Raw genomic sequence first — 18195 nt, 5'->3', positions numbered from 1 at the left:
GATGCTGCGCATTACCGAACTGAAGCTGCCGCTGGAGCACCAGCCGGACGACCTCCCCGCCGCCATTGCCGCCCGCCTTGGCGTCCCGCCCGCCGCGATTGCCGGATTCACCGTATTCAAGCGCAGCTACGATGCGCGCAAATCGATGATGATGCTGACCTACATTGTCGATATCGAGGTGACCGGGGAAGCGGCGCTCCTGGAAAAATTCGCCGGCGACCCGCATGTGGGGCCGACACCGGATACCCGCTACCAGTTCGTCGCCCGCGCGCCGGACGCGCTGGCGCACCGTCCGGTCGTGATCGGCTTCGGCCCGTGCGGGATTTTCGCGGCGCTGCTGCTCGCGCAGATGGGCTTCCGGCCGCTGGTGCTCGAGCGCGGCAAGAAAGTGCGCGAGCGCACCCGTGATACCTGGGACCTGTGGCGCAAGAACACCCTGCATCCGGAATCGAACGTGCAATTCGGCGAAGGCGGCGCGGGTACCTTTTCCGACGGCAAGCTCTACAGCCAGATCAAGGATCCGAAGTTTCTCGGACGCAAGGTGCTCACCGAGTTCGTCAAGGCCGGTGCGCCCGAGGAGATCCTCTACCTGGCCAAGCCGCACATCGGCACTTTCCGCCTCGTCAGCATGGTGGAAAAGATGCGCGCCGAAATCGAATCGCTGGGCGGCGAGATCCGCTTCCAGCAGCGTGTGACCGACCTCATGATCGAAGACGGCCGGGTGCGCGGCGTGACGCTGGCCGACGGCGAGGAAATCCGCTCCGACCATGTGGTGCTGGCGCTGGGCCACAGCGCGCGCGACACCTTCGAGATGCTGCACGAGCGTGGCGTGTTCATGGAAGCCAAGCCGTTCTCGGTGGGATTCCGCATCGAGCATCCGCAAAGCCTCATCGACAAGGCGCGCTGGGGCAAATACGCCGGCAACGAGATTCTCGGCGCGGCCGACTACAAGCTGGTGCACCACGCCTCCAACGGCCGCTCGGTCTACAGCTTCTGTATGTGCCCGGGGGGCCAGGTGGTCGCCGCGACGTCGGAGCCGGGACGTGTCGTCACCAACGGCATGAGCCAGTATTCGCGCAACGAGCGCAACGCCAACGCGGGCATCGTGGTTGGCCTGACGCCCGAGGACTACCCCGGCGGTCCGCTGGCCGGCATCGCCCTCCAGCGCCGGCTCGAAAGCCACGCCTATGTCCTTGGCGGCGGCACGTACGAGGCGCCGGGCCAGCTGGTCGGCGATTTTCTGGCCGGCCGGCCGTCCTCCCGGCTCGGCGCGGTGGTGCCGTCCTATCAGCCCGGCGTGCACCTGACCGATCTGGCCACGGCGCTGCCGGACTATGCGATCGCGGCGATCCGGGAGGCGATTCCCGCCTTCGACCGCAAGATCCGGGGTTTCGCCATGCACGACGCCGTGCTGACCGGCGTGGAAACCCGCACCAGCTCGCCGCTGCGCATCACCCGGGGGGAGGACCTGCAGAGCCTTAACGTGCGCGGCCTGTACCCGGCCGGGGAAGGCGCCGGATACGCCGGGGGTATCCTCTCGGCCGGGGTGGATGGGATCAAGGTGGCCGAGGCCGTCGCGCTCGACATGCTCAAGGGCTGACCGGCGCGCAGCCGCCGGCCTTTCTCACTGGGGAAAGACGCTCGGCTAGATTGACCAGTCGTCCCGAGGCGCGGCGCGGGGCGAGGGTTCGGGATTGGCCAGGCAGCGTTGGGCGCTGTCCAGCTCGTGGCCACCAAAGACATGTACTCCGGCGTCGCGCAACGCGGCGGTCAGCATGTCGCCATCGGGTTGGCCATTGCTTGCCAGAACGGCGACCCGTATGTGGGCCGCCGACACCGCCCGCGCCATGGCTTCTTGGGAGCAGTCCGTTTCCATGGCGGCCGGATCCGCCAGACCGCCGGTGTTGGCGCGCCAGACCCTCAAGCGTCCCTGCCGGAGCCATTGCGCGAGAAGCGGATGGGGCGGTTCCGCCCCTTCGACCAGATCCGCGCTGATAAAAATCCGTTCCGTTTCTGTCGTCATGACGTTTCTCCGGTGGTCGCCTTGCCTGCCGGCCGCGCGGTTTCCGGCCTGAGCACCAGCCACAGCGAGAGCGCGATCAACCCACCCCCGGCCGCATGGGCGGCCGTCACCGCTTCGCCCAGAACCCGCCATCCCCACAGCACGCCGAAAGGCGGGATCAGAAAGGTGACGGTCAGGGCTTTCATCGGACCCTCATCGGCGATCAGCCGGAAATACAGCATATAGGCGAAGGAGGTGCAGGCGAGTCCCAGCGCCAGCATAGCGATCCATACGTCGCCGCCGATGTGGCCAGGTTCCGGCGGATGCGCCACCATCTGCCAGCCAGCGAAAGGCAACAGCAGCAAGGTGGCGCCGATCTGGCTGCCCAGCGCGACCATGCGGCTGTCGAGCCCTCCGCGCTGGCTGATCCAGCGTTTCGTCAAGAAGCCGGCCAGCCCGTAGCATGCTGTCGCGACAAGACAGGCGAGGACGCCGGATATCAGGGCGTTTGTCGCTTCGAACGGGCCTGTCCTGGTCAGGATGGCGACGCCCGCCAGACCGACAAGCACACCGCCGCCCTTGCCGGCCGTCAGGCGCTCTCCGAATGCCGTGACCCCGATCAGAATGCCCATCAGCGGTGTTGTCGCATTCAGGATGGCGCTGTAACCGGCCGGCAGAACCTTGGCGGCGAAAGCGTACATCAGAAAGGGAATGCCCGAATTGATCACGCCAAGGGCGAGTGCGGCGGGGAATTTGCCTTGAAAACGCAATGGAATGCGCATGATCGCGGCAAGGCCGAGCAGCCCCAGCGCGCCAAGTAGAACCCGGCCGAAGGCCGTCGGCACGGCATCGAGCGCCGGAGCCGCGATACGCATGAAAAGAAAACTGCCGCCCCACAGCGCGGCGAGCGCGATCAGTCGGGCAAGACTGGCTGGATGCATGGCGCAGGCCTCCGCTTTCCTGTTTAATCATGTTGAATGGATGATTGAAGTTTCTTGCCGGCAGGCGGGAAGCGCAAACGATTTGTTTTTAATCGCGATTTAGTCGGGCTAAACGCTATGCAACTGCCTTCGCTCGTCGCCATCCGCTTTTTCGAAGCCGTGGCGCGCCATCTGAGTGTCAAGCACGCCGCGCATGAACTGCATGTGACATCCGGCGCCGTGTCCCAGCAAGTGCGCAAACTCGAGGACGCATTGGGCCGGACCTTGTTCGAGCGCCGGCCGCGCGGCTTGTCCCTGACGGCGGACGGGCGGGATTACTTCGCGGCCTGCCAGGAGGCGCTGACGCTCATCGAGCGCGCCACGCGGCGGCTGACCGAGGAACGCCGGACCATCCGGGTCAGCTGTACTCCGACGTTCGGCGTGCAGTGGCTGACGCCCCGCCTGCAGGATTTCCTGAGCGCGCGCCCCGATCTCGATGTTCACGTCATCACCACGAACCGTCTTGTCGATCTGGCCCGCGAGCCCGTCGACTTCGCCATCCGGCACGGGCTCGGGGAGTATGAGGGACTGGTGTCGACGCGGCTGATCGCCGACGACCTGATTCCCGTCTGCCACCCTGATCTGGCATCGTCGCGTCACGTTCTGTCGATCGGCGACATTGTCGCCGACCGGCTGCTTCACGATGAGAAGCGCGACGATTGGCGGCTGTGGTGCGAAGCCGTCGGAGCGCGGGATATCGATTGCTCCAGAGGGATCGTGTTTTCCGAGTCGAACGCCGTGATCGAGGCCGCGCTGGCCGGCCGCGGCTTCGCTCTGGCCAAGCGCGCCATGGTGAGCCGGGAGCTCGCCGCCGGGCGGCTGGTGACCGCCGATCTGCCCGCGCTCGAGACGCCCTTTGCCTACTACCTGGTGCGTCTTGCCGACGTGCCGCTCGCCGCTGTGGCGCAAACCCTGTTCGACTGGCTCCTGGCGCGGGTTGAAAACGGCGCCGGATGACGCGATTTCCGGCGCGGTCGTGTCCGTTCCGGCTTTATGCGCTTCGCGGGTTTTCGGGTTCGCTCCCCCGCAGCGTATGCGCCAGCTGCGCGTGAAGGGCGGGATCGGCCGCCAGGATGCCGGTGCCGGCGGTCAGCGGCGTGACGAGGGCGCCGGCCTCCCGGGCGATCAGGCTGCCCGGCAGCCAGTCGGACTCGTCGCCTCCCACTTCCCAGTAGCCGTCCAGCACACCACGGGCGACAAGCGCCAGGGACAGGGTGGCCGAGCCGATCCAGCGCTGGGCGAAGACATGGGGAATGACGCGCCCGAGGTGCGACAGAAACCGGTCGGTATCGGTTTGCGGTCGTTTCGGGTGATTCGGGAAACTTGTTCCCAGGGTGGCGAGGCTCGGGTCCCGGCCCGTTCCGCATGTCAGGCGCTCGCCGCCGCATTCCGCGCCATGGCCGGCGAAAGCCCGGTACAGATGCCCGCCGGTCGGATCGGCGATGATGGCCACGCGCGGCGCACCGTCCACGACCAGCGTCAGCGCGCAGGTCCACATCGGAAGACCGCACAGGTACTGGACGGCGCCGTCGATCGGGTCGCACAGCCAGAAGATGCCGTGCCGACTCCCTGGGGGGCGCCGTGGGTCGGACTCGGTGCGCGCGAAGGGAATGTCCGGCCACCACGCCGTCAGCGCGGCGCGCAGCGCCTGCGATGCCTGTTCCGCGGCGGTATCGAAACAGCGGGCCATGGCGGACCGGTCGGCCATGGCCCGGCCGGGCTGCCTCCCGCGCAGCCATTGGCCCTGCTGGTGAAGCAAAGCGGACAGCCGGTCAAGATCCCGGGGGGTGGGGAGCGATTGGGCTTGCATCATGCGACTCCTGATGTCACAAGGGAAGTTCGCAGTATCCTCCACGGCAAAATGACCCGCTTGCGCTAAAATGATATTCGATAGTGCAATCGGGCCAATCCTGTCATGACACTGCTGGCGATCCGCGATCTGCATCACGATGCGTCGCATGAAGCGATGCCGCACACCCATCCGCAGGGGCAGTTGTTCGCCGTGCGTGCCGGGCTTGTCAGCGCGGTCGCGGACGGCCGGCGCTGGGTCATGCCTCCCGGGTGCCTGGGCTGGATCCCTCCCGGGGTGACGCACGGGGCGGTGTTCCATGCCCGAACCGAGGGGCTGAACCTGTACGTCGACGAAGCCTGGAGCCGGCGGTATTGGCCGGATCGCCTGAGGGTGATCCGCCGCACGCCGCTGCTGACGGCGCTGCTCGACACGTTGCGCCGTTTCGACTCCGTGCCGGAGTGCTATGCGCTGGTGTTGGCCGACGCGCTGGGCCGGGAGCCGGACCAGCCCCTGAATCTGCCGATGCCGGCCGATCCGCGTCTTGCCGGACTGGCGGCGGAGCTTCTGCGCCGCCCGGACGACGATACCGGACTGGATGACTGGGCCCGCCGGCTTGGCATGACGCGCAGGACCCTGACGCGGCGGTTCGCCGCGGAAACGGGATGGAGCGTCGGGCAATGGCGCCAGCAAGCGCGGCTGCTGCTCGCCATGGAGCGGCTGGCGGCCGGCGCTGCGGTCACCGTCGTGGCGCTCGATATGGGCTACCAGAGCGTCAGCGCTTTCATCGCCATGTTCAAAAAATACCTGGGCCGGCCTCCCGGAGCGTGGTTCGACCCGGCGTGAAGCGCCGCCGCCGCGGCGTTCAGCAGTGCGTCCGCGTCTCTCCCTTCCCGTGCAGATTACTGTCGCAGCGCGCGCACAGTCCGGGATGGCCCGCGACATGGCCGGCGCTCACCGATGCCGCGTGCCGGGCGGCCGCGTACCCCGGGCGTCAGCCTTCGCGCATTGTCCGCTCCGTCGCGGGATAAGGCGCGTGTCGCAACTGATAGCGGGTGTGGTAATAGCTCAGCACGGCCGAGTTGGCGGCAAAAATCGCGACCAGGAACAGCATGAAGGCGAGGCCGGTTTTCAGGGGGCCCGAGGGCTGCGGCGCCTCGCCGTACTCGTGATCCCAACGAGAACCGGACAAGAAGCACAGCAAGGGCAGGATGATCACGGCGATCAGCGGAAAAGACAGTACCTTGACCGCCCATCCGGGAAAATTCAGATCGCGCAGCCGTCCGGCCGATAGCGCGAAGAACACCACGCCGAACAGCGTGCCCGACAGGGAAACGAGCGTGGTGAGCGTTGAGTCGCCGATCCGGCCCGTTGCGGCGAGACCGGTGCAGGCCACGTGGATGGCCAAAGACCAGACCAGGGTCGCGGAAGACATGGCCAGCAGATAGGTGCCGGCGCCGATACGTCGCTTCATGTTGCGTATTTCTGTGCGGGGGATAGCGTGCGCCCGAGTCTGGCAGCCCGGGCGCGCCGGCGCAATGTCCCGTACCCGTGAATTGTGGCGTGTCGCTCATTCCGGCTTGCGCGGCATGCAACGGCGGGTCATGGTGCACAGCGTCGAAATATGTTTTTTGGTTTGTGCCGTTATTGTTTTTAGTTGGGATGATTGATCCGGCGAGGCAGGGTAGACTGGTGCGATGAAGACTCGAATGACTGCTTTGCTGGCCATCGCGGCCGGCGCTTTGCTGGCCGGTTGCGCCAGCTACTCCGATTCTCGTCCCGACAACTTCGCCTCCCTGTGGAAAATCGAGCGGGGCCAGTGGCGCGTGCTCGAGGACGGCACCATCACCGGCAGCTGCCTGACCGGCAAGACCCGGGCGAGCAGTTGCTCCGGCACCGAGATGGCGGCCTTGCGCGGCCGGGTGACCCTGCCGGCCGACTATCGCGTGCAAGCGACCATTACGGTGAATCGCGGGGTGCTCGGTGAACTGATGCTCTCCTGGCACGACACCCTGTTCACCCGGGTGGTGCTGTACAGCATCGACCATACCCTGTCCACCGGACGGGGCTGGATGAAGCTGCCGGAGGTGGACAAGGGGCGGCCGATGCATGCGGTCGCCGCCATCAACATGAAGGAAGGGACGCCGTTCCATCTGGATGCGACGGTCTGCAACAAGCAGGTGACGGTCTGGGTCGACGGCAAGCCGATGCTGCGCAATACCGACGAGAGCCTGGGCTACGGCACGCTGGGCTTGCGGGCCAATGGCGAGGTGGACTTCCGCAACCTGAAGGTGACGCCGCTGGACGACATCGCGTGTCCGAAGGGCTATGCGGGCAAGGAGTTCATCAAGGATCAGGAAGGCGCGCCGCGGCGGGCGCTCTGGCCGTTCTGAACCCGGCCGGCCCGGCGGTCCCCCGGAAAACCCGACAGACCGCCGCGTCGCCCGCCGTTTTTGTTCAGGGCAGGGGTCCGAACAGGCAGATGTGGTTTTTGCCGTTGTCGTACTGACCGGCCGCGATCACCTTGCCGTCGCCGGAGATCAGGTGGCGGCTGGTGTCCTGCTCATCGCCCGGACAACGCATGAGGCGGGGCGAGGCGTCGCCGGCGCGCCAGCGGATGGAGGGGTAGCCGGGCTCTTCGATCCGGCTGAATCCCGCCACGGTGCCGGCATCCCGGCTGAAGGCCTGCGGCTCGATGGAAGCCACCGCCGGAGTGAAGGCCAGCAATCCTCCGTTTTCCACGAGGAGGATATGATCCGCGTTCCCCTTGCTGCCGTTGAGCCACATTCGCGATCCGTCCGGCGAGACGGCGCGGATCGTCAGGTAGACGGTATCGCTGCCCACGGCCTGGTTCAGATCATGTTTGCCGTTGGCATCCAGCTGCCAGAGCGGAGGCAGCCTGTCTTTCTGATCCAGCGGGTGCAAAAACAGCGACCGTCCGTCGCGGGACAGGCCGGCGAACGCCGCGTCCGGCTGGATCTGCTTCGCGCCTTCGTCGGCCGTCCAACGCACCACATCGGTCTGCACGAACTGCACGCGATCCGCGTCGCTCATCCCCGCGGCGGCGAGCACGCGCCGGCCGAAGGCGGCGAGGTCGGGCATGCCTTTGCCCTTGTGGCGCAGCACGGGCGGCTTGGCCGGATTCACAAAGCCCTTCTCGGTATCCCAGACAAAGCCCTGCCAGGTCCGGCTTCGGGCCAGTTCGACATAGCCCGCCACGCGCCGGCCATCGCCGCTCACCGCCAGGGTTTCCCAGTGTTTCACTCCCTCGTTCTCACCCAGGCCCGACTCGGCGTCAAAACGCATCAGGGCATCACGCTGCGCCAGCATCTGCAGGGTGCCGCGATAGTGATCGCCGGCGACGGTGCGGCCGTCGGCGCTGATGGCCAGCGGCACGCTCAGGGGCTCGGGCAGCAGGCTGAAGCCCTTGTCCGCGGTCCAGATGAACCCTTGCGGGAGGCTATCCTCGCTGGCGAGCAGCCAGCCGGTGACGGTTTTGCCGTCGGCGCTCATGTCCGATACCCCGGAGCGCCAGGCCCGGTCTTCCGGAACCAGCCGCTCGGGTTGACCGCCGCGCTGCCAGCGCAGCGCGTCAAGACGGCCTCCGGCGCCGGCCGCCAGGGCCAGTACCCGGCCATCGTCGGACAACCGCGCGCGCGTGAGTGCCGCATAGCTGCCCGCCGGCAGCGGCACGGGGTCTTCCCGGTCGCCACTGCGCAGCGCCAGACCGGCGGCCGACTGGATTTCCCACAGGTCGTACTCGGGGAAGCGCAGTTTCAGGCTGTTGATCACGGCCATGTCCGATTCGACAAGCTCGCCTTTCGAGGAACGGACCAGCAGGGTCTCGCCGGTGAAGGACAGGGCTTCGGCGACGCGTCCTTCGATGCGCTGCGGCTGGACGGGGGCCGCCGTGGCCGCCGAGAAGGAAAACGCCGCGGCCAGTGCGGCGATCAGGATAAGAGGTTTGGACATGGGAAGCGGATCTCTGCGGAAAAATCGAACCATACCATTCAATGTGAATTAAGCAAAAGGCAAAAATGCCCGGTCTGGATTACCGCTCCGCCAGCGCGACCGGCTGTGTCGGCGCCAGCCGCAACCAACCCAGCACACGGTCATGGGCCACGCGCGGCGCGCCGGTTTGGCTATCCAGCGGCAGGCGCTCACGGCTCGTTCCGAAGGGGCCGGGGTTTTGCTGGATGATCTCGATGGAATCCTCATCCACGGCGCTCACGATCGCCACATGGCCGTAGCGGTTGAACACCCAGGGCGCGAAGACGATCAGGTCCTCTTCCCGGGGCAGGTCGCCTGCGCCGTTGCGGTACTGCAGCAAGCCGCGTTCGGGATTGACCGCGCCGTTGGCGAGCGCGGGCTGGAAAAAGTCCCGCGCATGGCCCTTGTCGTTGGGCATCTTGTGGCCGAAACGCTGATAATAGTAGCGCTTGACGAACTCGACGCACTGATAGCGCAGACCGAGGTTGTAGCCATCCGGCGCCACAGTGCGCCCTTCCACGTTCTGCACGCCGCCGTTGTAGTACACGGCGACGCCATTGAAGGCGTCCAGCGGTTCGCCCACCGAGTGCGCGCGGTTGCTGTTCCAGTGGGTGGCGGTCCAGTAGCCTGCGGTCAGCAAGGCAAGGATGGTCATGGCGGCGGTGGATCGGCGGATTCGCATGAGAATGATCTGGGGTTGGCAAGGCCGGGATGATAGGGACAGGAAGGCATTATACGGTGTTGGTCCGGCAAGATGGCCAGGCGCCGGGTGGTATTCCGACCGGACAGGACGCGAGGGCGTCGGTCCGGTCGGAGGGCATTGGTCAGCCCGCTCCATGGGCGGCGCGCGCGGTGTGGCTCCCGGGATCCGGTTTGAGCAGGAACACGCGCGCCGGTCCGGACAGCCATTGCGCCGCCAGGGCTTTCACCCGTTCCGGCGCGATGCCGGCCGCCAGGTCGGAGCCTTGTTCGAAGGCCGCCGGGTCATCGCCGGCGCTCGCGCTCTGGGAGAGCGCCTGCGCCCAGGATCCGGCGTCCTCCAGCGCGCGCTGGCGGGCTTCCCGCCATTGCCGGCGGATTCTGGCGAGCTCGGCATCGTCCGGGCCATTGCGGGAAAGCGCGAGGACGGTCTCTTCGGTGATGCGGGCCAATTCGTCGAGCCGGCGCGGATCGGCGCTGAAGCGGATCCACAGCATGAACGCGCCTTCCGGGAAACGCACCAGCATCGGCGTCGCGCCGACGGCGTAAATCGCCGCTTCATCGCGGCGCAGCCGTTGCTGCACGCGCTCCTGCACCAGCTGGCCGAGCCAGTCGGCGGCGATCGCGTCGGCGGGCGTCCATGCCGCCGGGGCCACGTACTGCAGATTGACGACCCCCTTGTCTTCCAGCCCGGCTTCGAGCACATGGCGCCCGGCTCCGGGCTTGGGCCGCAGGCCTTCCGCCACCGGTGTTTTCCGTGGCGGGACCTCTTCGGCGAGTCCGGCGAGCCAGGTCTTGGCCAGATCCCGTACCCGCGCCGGGGACACGTTCCCCACCACGGTGACGGTCCAGTCCGAACGGCTGCCGAACAGCCGGCGGTGGTGCGCGAGGAGGCCCGGCGCGGACATGGCCGCCAGTTGGGCCGCGGACGGTTTCTCCCCCATCTCGCTGTTTTTCAGGCCATGGCGGTAAATGAAGCGGGTGAAGGCGCTGTCGGCGTCTTCCCGGTCCTGGCGCGAGAGGATGTCCTGGCGCACGCTTTGCAGTGTGGCCGATTCGATGGCCGGCGTCCGCAGCTTGACGCTCAGCAGGGCGAAGAGATCGTCAAGGCGGCCGGCCGGAGCCGTGCCGCTCAGCCCGTGCTGCATCGATAGCACGAAGGGGCGCAGGGCCACCTGGCGTTCGCGCGACCAGGCCGTGAGCGACTTGCCGTCGATGCCGGCATAGCCGCCCCGTTCCGCGAGAAGGGTGGCCATGCCGCCCATGTGGCGCACGTCGGGCGTTTCGTCGGCGAGTCCGCCCGGCGCGGTGGCGCGCAGTTGCACCGGCCCCTGGAAGCCGGGTCGCGACAGGACCTGGAGTGTCATGCCGTTGGCCAGGCGCCAGCGGGCGAAGCCTTCCGGACCGGACACCGGGATGTCCCGGACATCCGCCGGGGCCGGCCTGGGCAGCGTGACGGACGCCTTGACCGTGGCCGGTTGCGTGGCGGCCGGTGGATGGGCTTTCACATCGGCACGCAGCGCCCGCACCGATGTCAGACTCAGCGCCGGATCATCCTGACGGGCGATCTGCAGGATTTGCATCGGCAAGCCGTCCAGGCTTTCCCAGACCGCCCGGACATGATCGGAACCCGCCCGGGGCGCCCACTGTTCGTTCAGTTCCCGCCATTGCCGCGCCGAGAACCAGGGAAGCCGGTAATGCAGGCTTTCGACCAGCCGGTCGGCGGTCACGCCGGTTTCCCGGCGCTGTTGTTCGGCGGCCCGGGCATTCAGGACTTCTTCATTGATGATGGCGGACAGGTCTTCGCGCGGGGCGCCATGCGCGCGCAGCCGCTCGATCTCGGCGAGCACGGTTTTCAGGGCGGGGCCGGGGTCGCCGCCCACCGGTTCGAAGGTCAATTGGTACTCCACGCGATCGGCGGAAACCAGTGTGGAGCCCGGCGCCATGCGCGGAGCCCGAAGCACGGCGTTCGGCTCGAGGGCCAGCGCTTGAAGGCGCTTGACCAGGAGCCTGATGGCGAGGCTTTCCAGCCAGTCGCGCCATACGGAGGCGCTGTCGCTGGCAGGCGCGTCAAGCTGGCGCGCCCAGCGGATCATGATCTGGCGGCGGGCGTTTTCCGGGTCGGTGAAGCGGGCGACCTGCAAGGGAGGCCGCGGCGGGAACGCGCTCAGTCCCCGCTCGGGGAGCGCCGGCGCGCGGGGCGCGAGCGGGGCGAAGCGTGTCTCGATCAGGGCCTTGATCCGCGCGGGATCCACATCGCCGGCCACCACCACCGTCATGCGCTCCGGACGGTACCAGTGGTCATAAAAGGCGCGGGCCTCGCTCACCGGCGCATGGCGCAGCACGGCCTCGGTGCCGATCACCTCCCGGTCGGCGTAGCGGCTGCCGGCATAGCGCAGCGCGTCCTGGGCCAATCCGAGCCGGTAGGCGACGCCGCGCTTCATGCGCCACTCCTCGAGGATGACCGGCCGCTCGCTGTCGAAGGCCGAGGGTTCGAAAAGGAGTCCCCCAGACCAGTCCGCCATGACGCGCATGGCCAGGTCGAGCGTGGCCGGCGTGGCGTTGTTCAGGGAGAGCTTGTAACGGGTGTAGTCGTAGCTGGTCTCCGCGTTGACATGGGCGCCGACCGACAGCCCCGCCGCCTCCAGGGCCTTCATGCCGTTCACTCCGGGGAACTGCCGGGTGCCCTTGAACGCCATGTGTTCGACGGCATGCGCAAGACCGCGTTGCGCCTCGGTTTCGTGCAGGGAGCCCGCGGCCACGTTCAGGCGAAACTCCACTTCGCCCTTGGCTCGGGCGTCCGGAAGAATGGCGTAGCGCAAGCCATTGGGCAGCGCCCCCTGAATCAGGGCCGGGTCGGAAGGCATCGGCGCGGCGCGCAAGAGCGCCGACACCGCCAGCAGACCGGCCACCGGCCATCGTCGCATCAGGCCGGGCATGGTTCGGCCTCCTGGCTGACCGGGGTGGCGCCCCATTGCTGGCGACGGGTGTAGGCGCAGGCGGGCAGGGGCTGATGGCTGATGGTCAGGCTGGTCAGTTCCGGCAGTTCCCGGTACAGCGATGCCAGCAGTTCGCTCGCGGTCGCGTCATCCAGCTTGTTGATCGGCTCGTCCATGACCACCCAGTCCGGCCGGTGCAGGAACAGTCGGGCCAGCGCCAGGCGCTGTCGTTCGCCCCCGGAGAGGCGGCGCATCCAGTCCGCCTCCTCGTCGAGGCGCGCGCCCAAGTTTTCCAGTCCGCTGGCGGCCAGGGCCGCGCGGCACGCTTCGCGGGACACGGTGGAAGGATCGTGCGGATAGGCGAGCGCGGCGATCAGGCTGCCTTCGGCGATATGGCTGTTTTGCGGCAGGAACATGCCGCGTCCCTGCGGCAGGCGGATGGCCGAACCGTCGGCGGCCGGCCACAACCCCGCCAGCAGGCGCGTCAGCGATGTCTTGCCAAGTCCCGACGACCCTTGCAGCCAAAGCCGTTCGCGCGGGGCGAGGGTCAAGGCCAGGGGCGCGAGCGCCGTCCCGTCCGGAAGGGTCACCGTGCCGCTGAATACCAGGCGGCGGTCATCGGCGACGGAGGTGGCGCTTTCCCCGCCCGCCTCGCGCAAGGCGGCGATGAAGCCCGACAGACGGCGCACCGTGGCGGCCAGCTGGGCCAGATCCTTGTAGGCGAAGATGAACCAGCTGAGCGCCATGCTCACCTGCATGAACGCCTGGCTGGTCTGCATCAGGCCGCCCAGCTGCATTTTGCCCGACAAGAAGACGGGAATGGCGCAGAAGATCGGCACCAGGCCCGAGGCCTGCCCATACGCCACAGTGAAGAGGCTGAGGTTCTTTTCCTTGCGGATGCGCGCTTCCTGGGCCTCGACCACGTCGCCGAGGCGTTCCATGGCGCGGGCTTGCTCGGTCGGTTCGCCCCGTTGGAACGAGATGGACTCGCCATGATGACGCTGGCCCAGCAGCACGCGCCGCAGCTCCGCTTCCTTGCGCTGGATGAGGAACTGGATGCCGGCGAGCGCCTTGCCCAGCCAGTGCGTGATCAGCGATCCCGCCAACGTATAGATCACACAGGCCCATACCAGGTAGCCGGGAATCGTGTCGCCAAGAACCGGCAGGGGCATGCTGGCGGACAATTGCCAGAGGATGGCGCTGAACGAAATCAGCGAGAGAACCGAACTGAGCAGACTGAGGCTGGCGTCCAGCACGCCGCGGCTGAACAGCGCGGTGTCCTCGGCCAGCCGCTGGTCGGGGTTGTCGTGGCCGGCCTGCGTTTCCAGGCGGTAGTGGCGTCCCTTGTGCAGCCATTTGCCCAGCAGCATTTCGGTCAGCCAGGCGCGCCAGCGCAGTGCCAGCCGCTCCTTGAGGTAGGTCACCGCCACCCGCGTGGCGACGATGCCCGCCAGCAGAGCGAGGTAGGTGCCGAGCAGCGCGTAGGTCTTGCCGGCGTCCAGCGCTTGCAGGGCGTTGTAGAAGCTGCCGCTCCAGCGGTTGAATTCAACGCCCAGATACACGCTGCCGACGGCCAGCGACAGGGTCAGGCCCAACAGTAGCGCGTCTTTGCGGCCGCGTTTGTCGGTCCAGTAACGGAACAGGAACAGGACTTCGCGCATCGTATACAAAATATTTAATCCAATTTATGGAGGTATGTTATATTGTAAATGCTAATCATTATCATTGCAAATTTACACAATTTAACTTTACAATGTTGGCAACTTATGGCCGATGTTCGAAACAGAAGTGTGAACTTGGCTCGAATTCACTGAAAAAATAACCGCCATGCCTCTGCCGCCCTACCGATACCGCTTACTGTTTATCCTCCTTTCATGCGTCACGCATCAGGCCGTGGCGGCCGAAGCGTCCACTGAATTGCCCACGGTCAATGTCACGGCGACCCGCAAGGACAAGCTGACGGGCAAGTCGATGCTGGACAAGGAGAGCATCAAGGAGCGGCCCAACCAGAACGGCAACCTGACCGATCTGCTGCGCGACAATCCCGCCGTGCAGTTCTCCAATGCGGCGGGCAGCAGCATGACGCCCGGAGAGCTGCGACCCGACCAGATCTCCATTCATGGCAGTCCGTTCTGGCAGAACCAGTTCCGGCTGGATGGCATGGGCACCAACAACGACCTCGATCCGGCCGACCGGGGGCAAGGGCAGCTGGTGGTGTCGACCGGTTCGGATACCCAGGGCTTTTATGTCGACAGCCGCCTGCTCGAGTCGGTGACGGTGATGGACAGCAATGTTCCCGCCGAATTCGGCGGCTTCACCGGCGGGGTGATCGATGCCCGCACCAAGCGCTATTCCGGCAGCGACCATTTCGCCGCCAGCTGGCGCACCACCCGCGACAGCTGGACGAAACAGCCTCTGGACCCGGAGATGGACAGCGCCGCGCAACGCAACGACGCCAGCGCTCCGTCCCGCTTCCAGCAGCAGTTCAAGAAGAATTTCTATACGGTGTCGGCGGAGAAGGGGCTTGGCCGCGATTGGGGCATGGTGATGTCGCTGTCGCGCCGCGAGTCGACGATCCCTTCCGAAGAAAACGGCGGGATTCTCGTTGGCGCGCCGGGCCGGCCGATGATCGAACTGGTCGACGACGGCAACAAGCAGCAAAAGCGCGCCATCGACAATGCCCTGGTCAAGTTCAGCTGGGTGCCCGGCGCGGCCACCGCCGTCGATCTGTCGCTCAACGCGGCCCGGAGCCGCGAGTCGCTGTTCCTCAACGGTCTTAGCCATTCGGATTACACCCGGAACCATGATTCCTACGGCGCCTCGATCAGCTGGACACAGCGCCTGGAGCGCGGCCGCTTCGAGGCGGTGGCGGGCGTCGGTCTGCAGGACGACCGGCGCGATACGCCGGCCAAGGAGCGCCGCAAGGTGGGGGACATCGCCGAGTTGCGCGAGCTATTGACCCGTCAGGCCGAGGGCATGCCCTCGCCGCAGAAGGAGCAATGGCTGGATGTGCTATCGCGCGCGCCGATTCTCAACGAGCATGGCGGTTACGGCAATCTGCGGAGCCGTCAGCGCACCTACGAGGCGCGCTTCAAATTCGAGGCCGACCCGCTCGCCACCGGTCCTTTGACCCACGCCCTGTCGGCGGGGGTGCAGCTGGCCAAAGTGAAGGCGAACTACCTGCGCCCCGAAGACAGTGTCCAGGTGACCTACGGTTGCCGGTACGATGCCACGGGCTGCAGCGGCGCCTTCGATCCGGTGTCGCGCACCGTGTTCCCCAAAGGGGAGTCGGGCACCCGCTTCTCCAGCAACGGGCTGTGGCTCGAGGACCGCGTCAATTACGGGCGTGTCGAGGCCAGGCTCGGTCTGCGCGTCGATCGCGACGATTTTTTGCGTGAAACCCTGTTCGCGCCGCGTCTGGCGCTCGGCTGGGATGTCAACGGCGACGGGCGCTGGCTGATGAATGCCGGCCTTAACCGCTACTACGGCCGCTCGATGCTGGCGTACAAGCTCAAGGAAGCGGAAAACCGCGGTCTCTATCAGGAAACCCTCGACTGGTCGTCCGGCGGCAGCGAGCCGGATGTCTACCGCACCGAGCTTGGCCAGGATTACGGTGGCTACGCGGGTTTGCGCACGCCGTACGAGGACGAGACGCTGCTCGGTCTGACCTACCGCGGCGACAGCGCCGTGGCCGGCGTCCGTTACGTGCATCGCGACGGCCACGATCCGGTGGTGCGCGACCGGCAATTCCCGGACGCGATCGCCCTGCAGACCAAGCTGCGCCTGCTGGAGGACCGGTTGCGCGGTCCCGGACTGAGCAACGCCGAGCGTGCCGCGCTGCGCCGGCAGATCGCTCAGTTCCGGCGCGACAACGCCGACATGCTCAACAAGGCGACATTCCTCAAATATGTGAACCGCGGCAAGAGCCGTTACGACGCGGTGATTTTCGAGTTGCGGAACGCCAGGCCGTTCGCCCTGGCCGGCAGCTTTACCCAGGCGTCCGTGTCGCTGACCCTGAGCCGGCAGCGGACCAGTCTGCAGGGCAGCGACGGCTACAACAGTATGACCTCGGATTACCATGTCCGCACCGACAAGGTATGGCACAACGGGCAACTGGTGGATGTGGCGTCGCTCAACTCGCCGGACTACAACCGTCCGCGCGCGCTGAACCTGAACGTGTCGACCCAGTGGCCGTCGTACGGTCTGAGCCTGAGCCATCAGTTGCGCTGGCGCAGCAAGGTGACGCAGCCCGAGCAGGATCGCAACAGCATCAAGAAAATCGGCGACGAGTACTTCTATATGGTGCGGGACGAGCGCCTGCCGAGCACATTCACCTGGGACGCCCGGCTGTTGTGGAAGCCGGCGTTCGCCGGCGGAATGTATACCTCGCTCGAGGTCAGCAATCTGTTGAACCGGCGCAATGTGACGGGCACCTACACCTATGGCGACAAGCGCTATCGCCGCTACGAGATGGGGCGCCAGTTCTGGGCCGAGATCGGCTACGAGTTCTGAGCCGGCCGCACCGAAACCCGCCGCCAACGGCGGGTTTTTCGTGAGGGGGCGCGCAAACCGGACGCGCGCGAACCGCGCCGACCGCGCGCCCTTTACCGATCGACCTCCTTGTCCCTATGATGCAGACGCAGTCAAACCAATTACCACCGCTGTGATGCTGCTGCCTGTTGAATCTTTCCTGCCCTTTTGCATATAAGGAGTGGTCGCATGAAGGACATCAACATCGCCATTGTCGGCGTGGGCAACTGCGCCTCCAGCCTGGTTCAGCTCATCCAGCCCGCGGGCGGACCGGATCCCGGTTTTGCGGGCCTCATGCACGAAGAGATCGGGGGTTACGGCGTCGGCCATGTCCGCGTCGTGGCGGCATTCGACATCAACCGGACCAAGATCGGCCGGGATGTGGCCGAAGCGATCTTCGCGCCTCCCAACTGCACCACCCGCTATCGCGATGTGCCCGCCCTGGGAGTGATCGTCGCGCCCGGCGCGTTCCAGGACGGTATCGGAGCCAATTTGCGCGACGTGGTCGATATCGATCCGGTCTGCCTCGACACCCCGGCCGACGACATCGCCGAGCGCCTCAAGGCGAGCCGGGCCGATGTCGTGGTCAGTTATCTGCCTGTCGGCGCGCGCCGGGATACCGATCTGTATGCCAGCGCCAGTCTCGCGGCAGGCTGCGCCTTCGTCAATTGCAATCCGGAACGTGTGGCGAGCGACGCGGTGTGGGCGGAACGTTTCCGGCAAGCGGGTCTGCCGGTGCTGGGCGATGACATCAAAAGCCAGATCGGGGCGACGATGCTCCATCGAAAACTCTGTCAGACGCTCCTCGACCGGGGTGCGCGGGTGCATTCGACCTACCAGTTGAATGTGGGCGGCAACACGGATTTCCTGAACATGTCCGATCGCGGGCGGGCGGTGTCCAAGAAGTTCACCAAGTCCAACGCCATCGCCGATCTGCTCGGCGACGCGGCGCAGATCAATGTCGGGCCGTCCGACTGCCTGCCGTTGCTCAAAGACAGAAAAGTCGCGTACATCCGTCTGGAAGGCAATGCCTGCCTGGACATGAACTTTTCCATCGAACTGCGGCTCGAGGTGGAGGACAGCCCGAATTCGGCGGGCGTTGCCATCGATGCGATACGCTGCGCGCAGGTGGCGCGCGACCGGCGGCTCTGCGGCGCCGTGGAAGAACCGGCGCCGTTCCTGTTCAAGCTGCCGCCCCGGGTGGTGGCCGAAGCCGATGAAAAGACCCTGATGGAACAGTGGAGCGCATTGTAGACGCCGTGTCGG

14 protein-coding genes are annotated in these 18195 nt (G+C 66.5%); 6 read left to right on the top strand and 8 right to left on the bottom strand.

Features of this window, described 5'->3' with window-relative positions; genetic code table 11:
• The first annotated feature begins 1 nt into the window (after position 1).
• Entirely contained in the window at positions 2-1600 is a 1599-nt protein-coding gene (locus JNO50_RS00165) for an NAD(P)/FAD-dependent oxidoreductase (RefSeq protein WP_189532592.1), read from the top strand.
• Between the two features lie 45 nt (positions 1601-1645).
• Here the strand turns inward: JNO50_RS00165 and JNO50_RS00160 are convergent, their stop codons facing one another.
• On the bottom strand, positions 1646-2023 hold the full coding sequence (locus JNO50_RS00160) for a hypothetical protein (protein ID WP_189532591.1): 378 nt from the start codon (positions 2021-2023) through the stop codon (positions 1646-1648).
• A complete protein-coding gene (locus JNO50_RS00155; protein ID WP_189532589.1) occupies positions 2020-2943 on the bottom strand; it encodes a DMT family transporter in 924 nt (307 codons plus the stop codon). Before JNO50_RS00155 ends, JNO50_RS00160 begins: the two co-directional genes overlap by 4 nt.
• A gap of 117 nt (positions 2944-3060) precedes the next feature.
• Here JNO50_RS00155 and gcvA point away from each other — a divergent pair, with 117 nt between their 5' ends.
• The gene (gene gcvA, locus JNO50_RS00150) at positions 3061-3939 is read left to right on the top strand and encodes a transcriptional regulator GcvA (protein WP_189532587.1); all 879 of its coding nucleotides are present in this window, start codon (positions 3061-3063) and stop codon (positions 3937-3939) included.
• Between the two features lie 34 nt (positions 3940-3973).
• Here gcvA and JNO50_RS00145 read toward each other — a convergent pair whose 3' ends face one another.
• Complete coding sequence (locus JNO50_RS00145; protein ID WP_189532585.1) at positions 3974-4795, bottom strand: inositol monophosphatase family protein; 822 nt, start codon at positions 4793-4795, stop codon at positions 3974-3976.
• A 102-nt stretch (positions 4796-4897) separates the two neighbouring features.
• On the opposite strand from JNO50_RS00145, the gene JNO50_RS00140 reads away from it, so the two are divergent.
• Positions 4898-5617: an AraC family transcriptional regulator gene (locus JNO50_RS00140; protein WP_189532583.1), complete on the top strand. Its 720-nt coding sequence runs from the start codon at positions 4898-4900 to the stop codon at positions 5615-5617.
• A gap of 148 nt (positions 5618-5765) precedes the next feature.
• On the opposite strand, the gene JNO50_RS00135 is transcribed toward JNO50_RS00140, so the two are convergent.
• A complete protein-coding gene (locus tag JNO50_RS00135) occupies positions 5766-6245 on the bottom strand; it encodes a DUF805 domain-containing protein (RefSeq protein ID WP_189532582.1) in 480 nt (159 codons plus the stop codon).
• 235 nt (positions 6246-6480) lie between these two features.
• Between JNO50_RS00135 and JNO50_RS00130 the strand changes: the two genes are divergently transcribed.
• Positions 6481-7164 (top strand): LamG domain-containing protein, encoded by a 684-nt coding sequence (locus JNO50_RS00130; protein WP_189532580.1) that lies wholly within the window; start codon positions 6481-6483, stop codon positions 7162-7164.
• Between the two features lie 64 nt (positions 7165-7228).
• Here JNO50_RS00130 and JNO50_RS00125 read toward each other — a convergent pair whose 3' ends face one another.
• From JNO50_RS00125 to JNO50_RS00110, 4 genes are all read right to left on the bottom strand, one after another.
• Positions 7229-8743, bottom strand: a complete 1515-nt coding sequence (locus tag JNO50_RS00125; RefSeq protein WP_189532579.1) for a hypothetical protein — start codon at positions 8741-8743, stop codon at positions 7229-7231.
• 79 nt (positions 8744-8822) lie between these two features.
• Positions 8823-9443 (bottom strand): CHAP domain-containing protein, encoded by a 621-nt coding sequence (locus tag JNO50_RS00120; protein ID WP_189532578.1) that lies wholly within the window; start codon positions 9441-9443, stop codon positions 8823-8825.
• A gap of 142 nt (positions 9444-9585) precedes the next feature.
• Positions 9586-12399, bottom strand: a complete 2814-nt coding sequence (locus JNO50_RS00115; RefSeq protein WP_189532576.1) for a M16 family metallopeptidase — start codon at positions 12397-12399, stop codon at positions 9586-9588.
• Positions 12387-14060: an ABC transporter ATP-binding protein/permease gene (locus JNO50_RS00110; RefSeq protein ID WP_229804579.1), complete on the bottom strand. Its 1674-nt coding sequence runs from the start codon at positions 14058-14060 to the stop codon at positions 12387-12389. Before JNO50_RS00110 ends, JNO50_RS00115 begins: the two co-directional genes overlap by 13 nt.
• A gap of 232 nt (positions 14061-14292) precedes the next feature.
• Between JNO50_RS00110 and JNO50_RS00105 the strand changes: the two genes are divergently transcribed.
• On the top strand, positions 14293-16911 hold the full coding sequence (locus JNO50_RS00105; protein WP_189532572.1) for a TonB-dependent receptor plug domain-containing protein: 2619 nt from the start codon (positions 14293-14295) through the stop codon (positions 16909-16911).
• A gap of 207 nt (positions 16912-17118) precedes the next feature.
• A complete protein-coding gene (locus JNO50_RS00100; protein ID WP_189532570.1) occupies positions 17119-18183 on the top strand; it encodes an inositol-3-phosphate synthase in 1065 nt (354 codons plus the stop codon).
• The last annotated feature ends 12 nt before the right edge of the window (positions 18184-18195 follow it).

Source organism: Paludibacterium paludis (assembly GCF_018802605.1).
In the GTDB taxonomy this organism is placed as follows: Bacteria; Pseudomonadota; Gammaproteobacteria; order Burkholderiales; family Chromobacteriaceae; genus Paludibacterium; species Paludibacterium paludis.
This window is presented reverse-complemented; position numbering and strand designations above follow the sequence as displayed.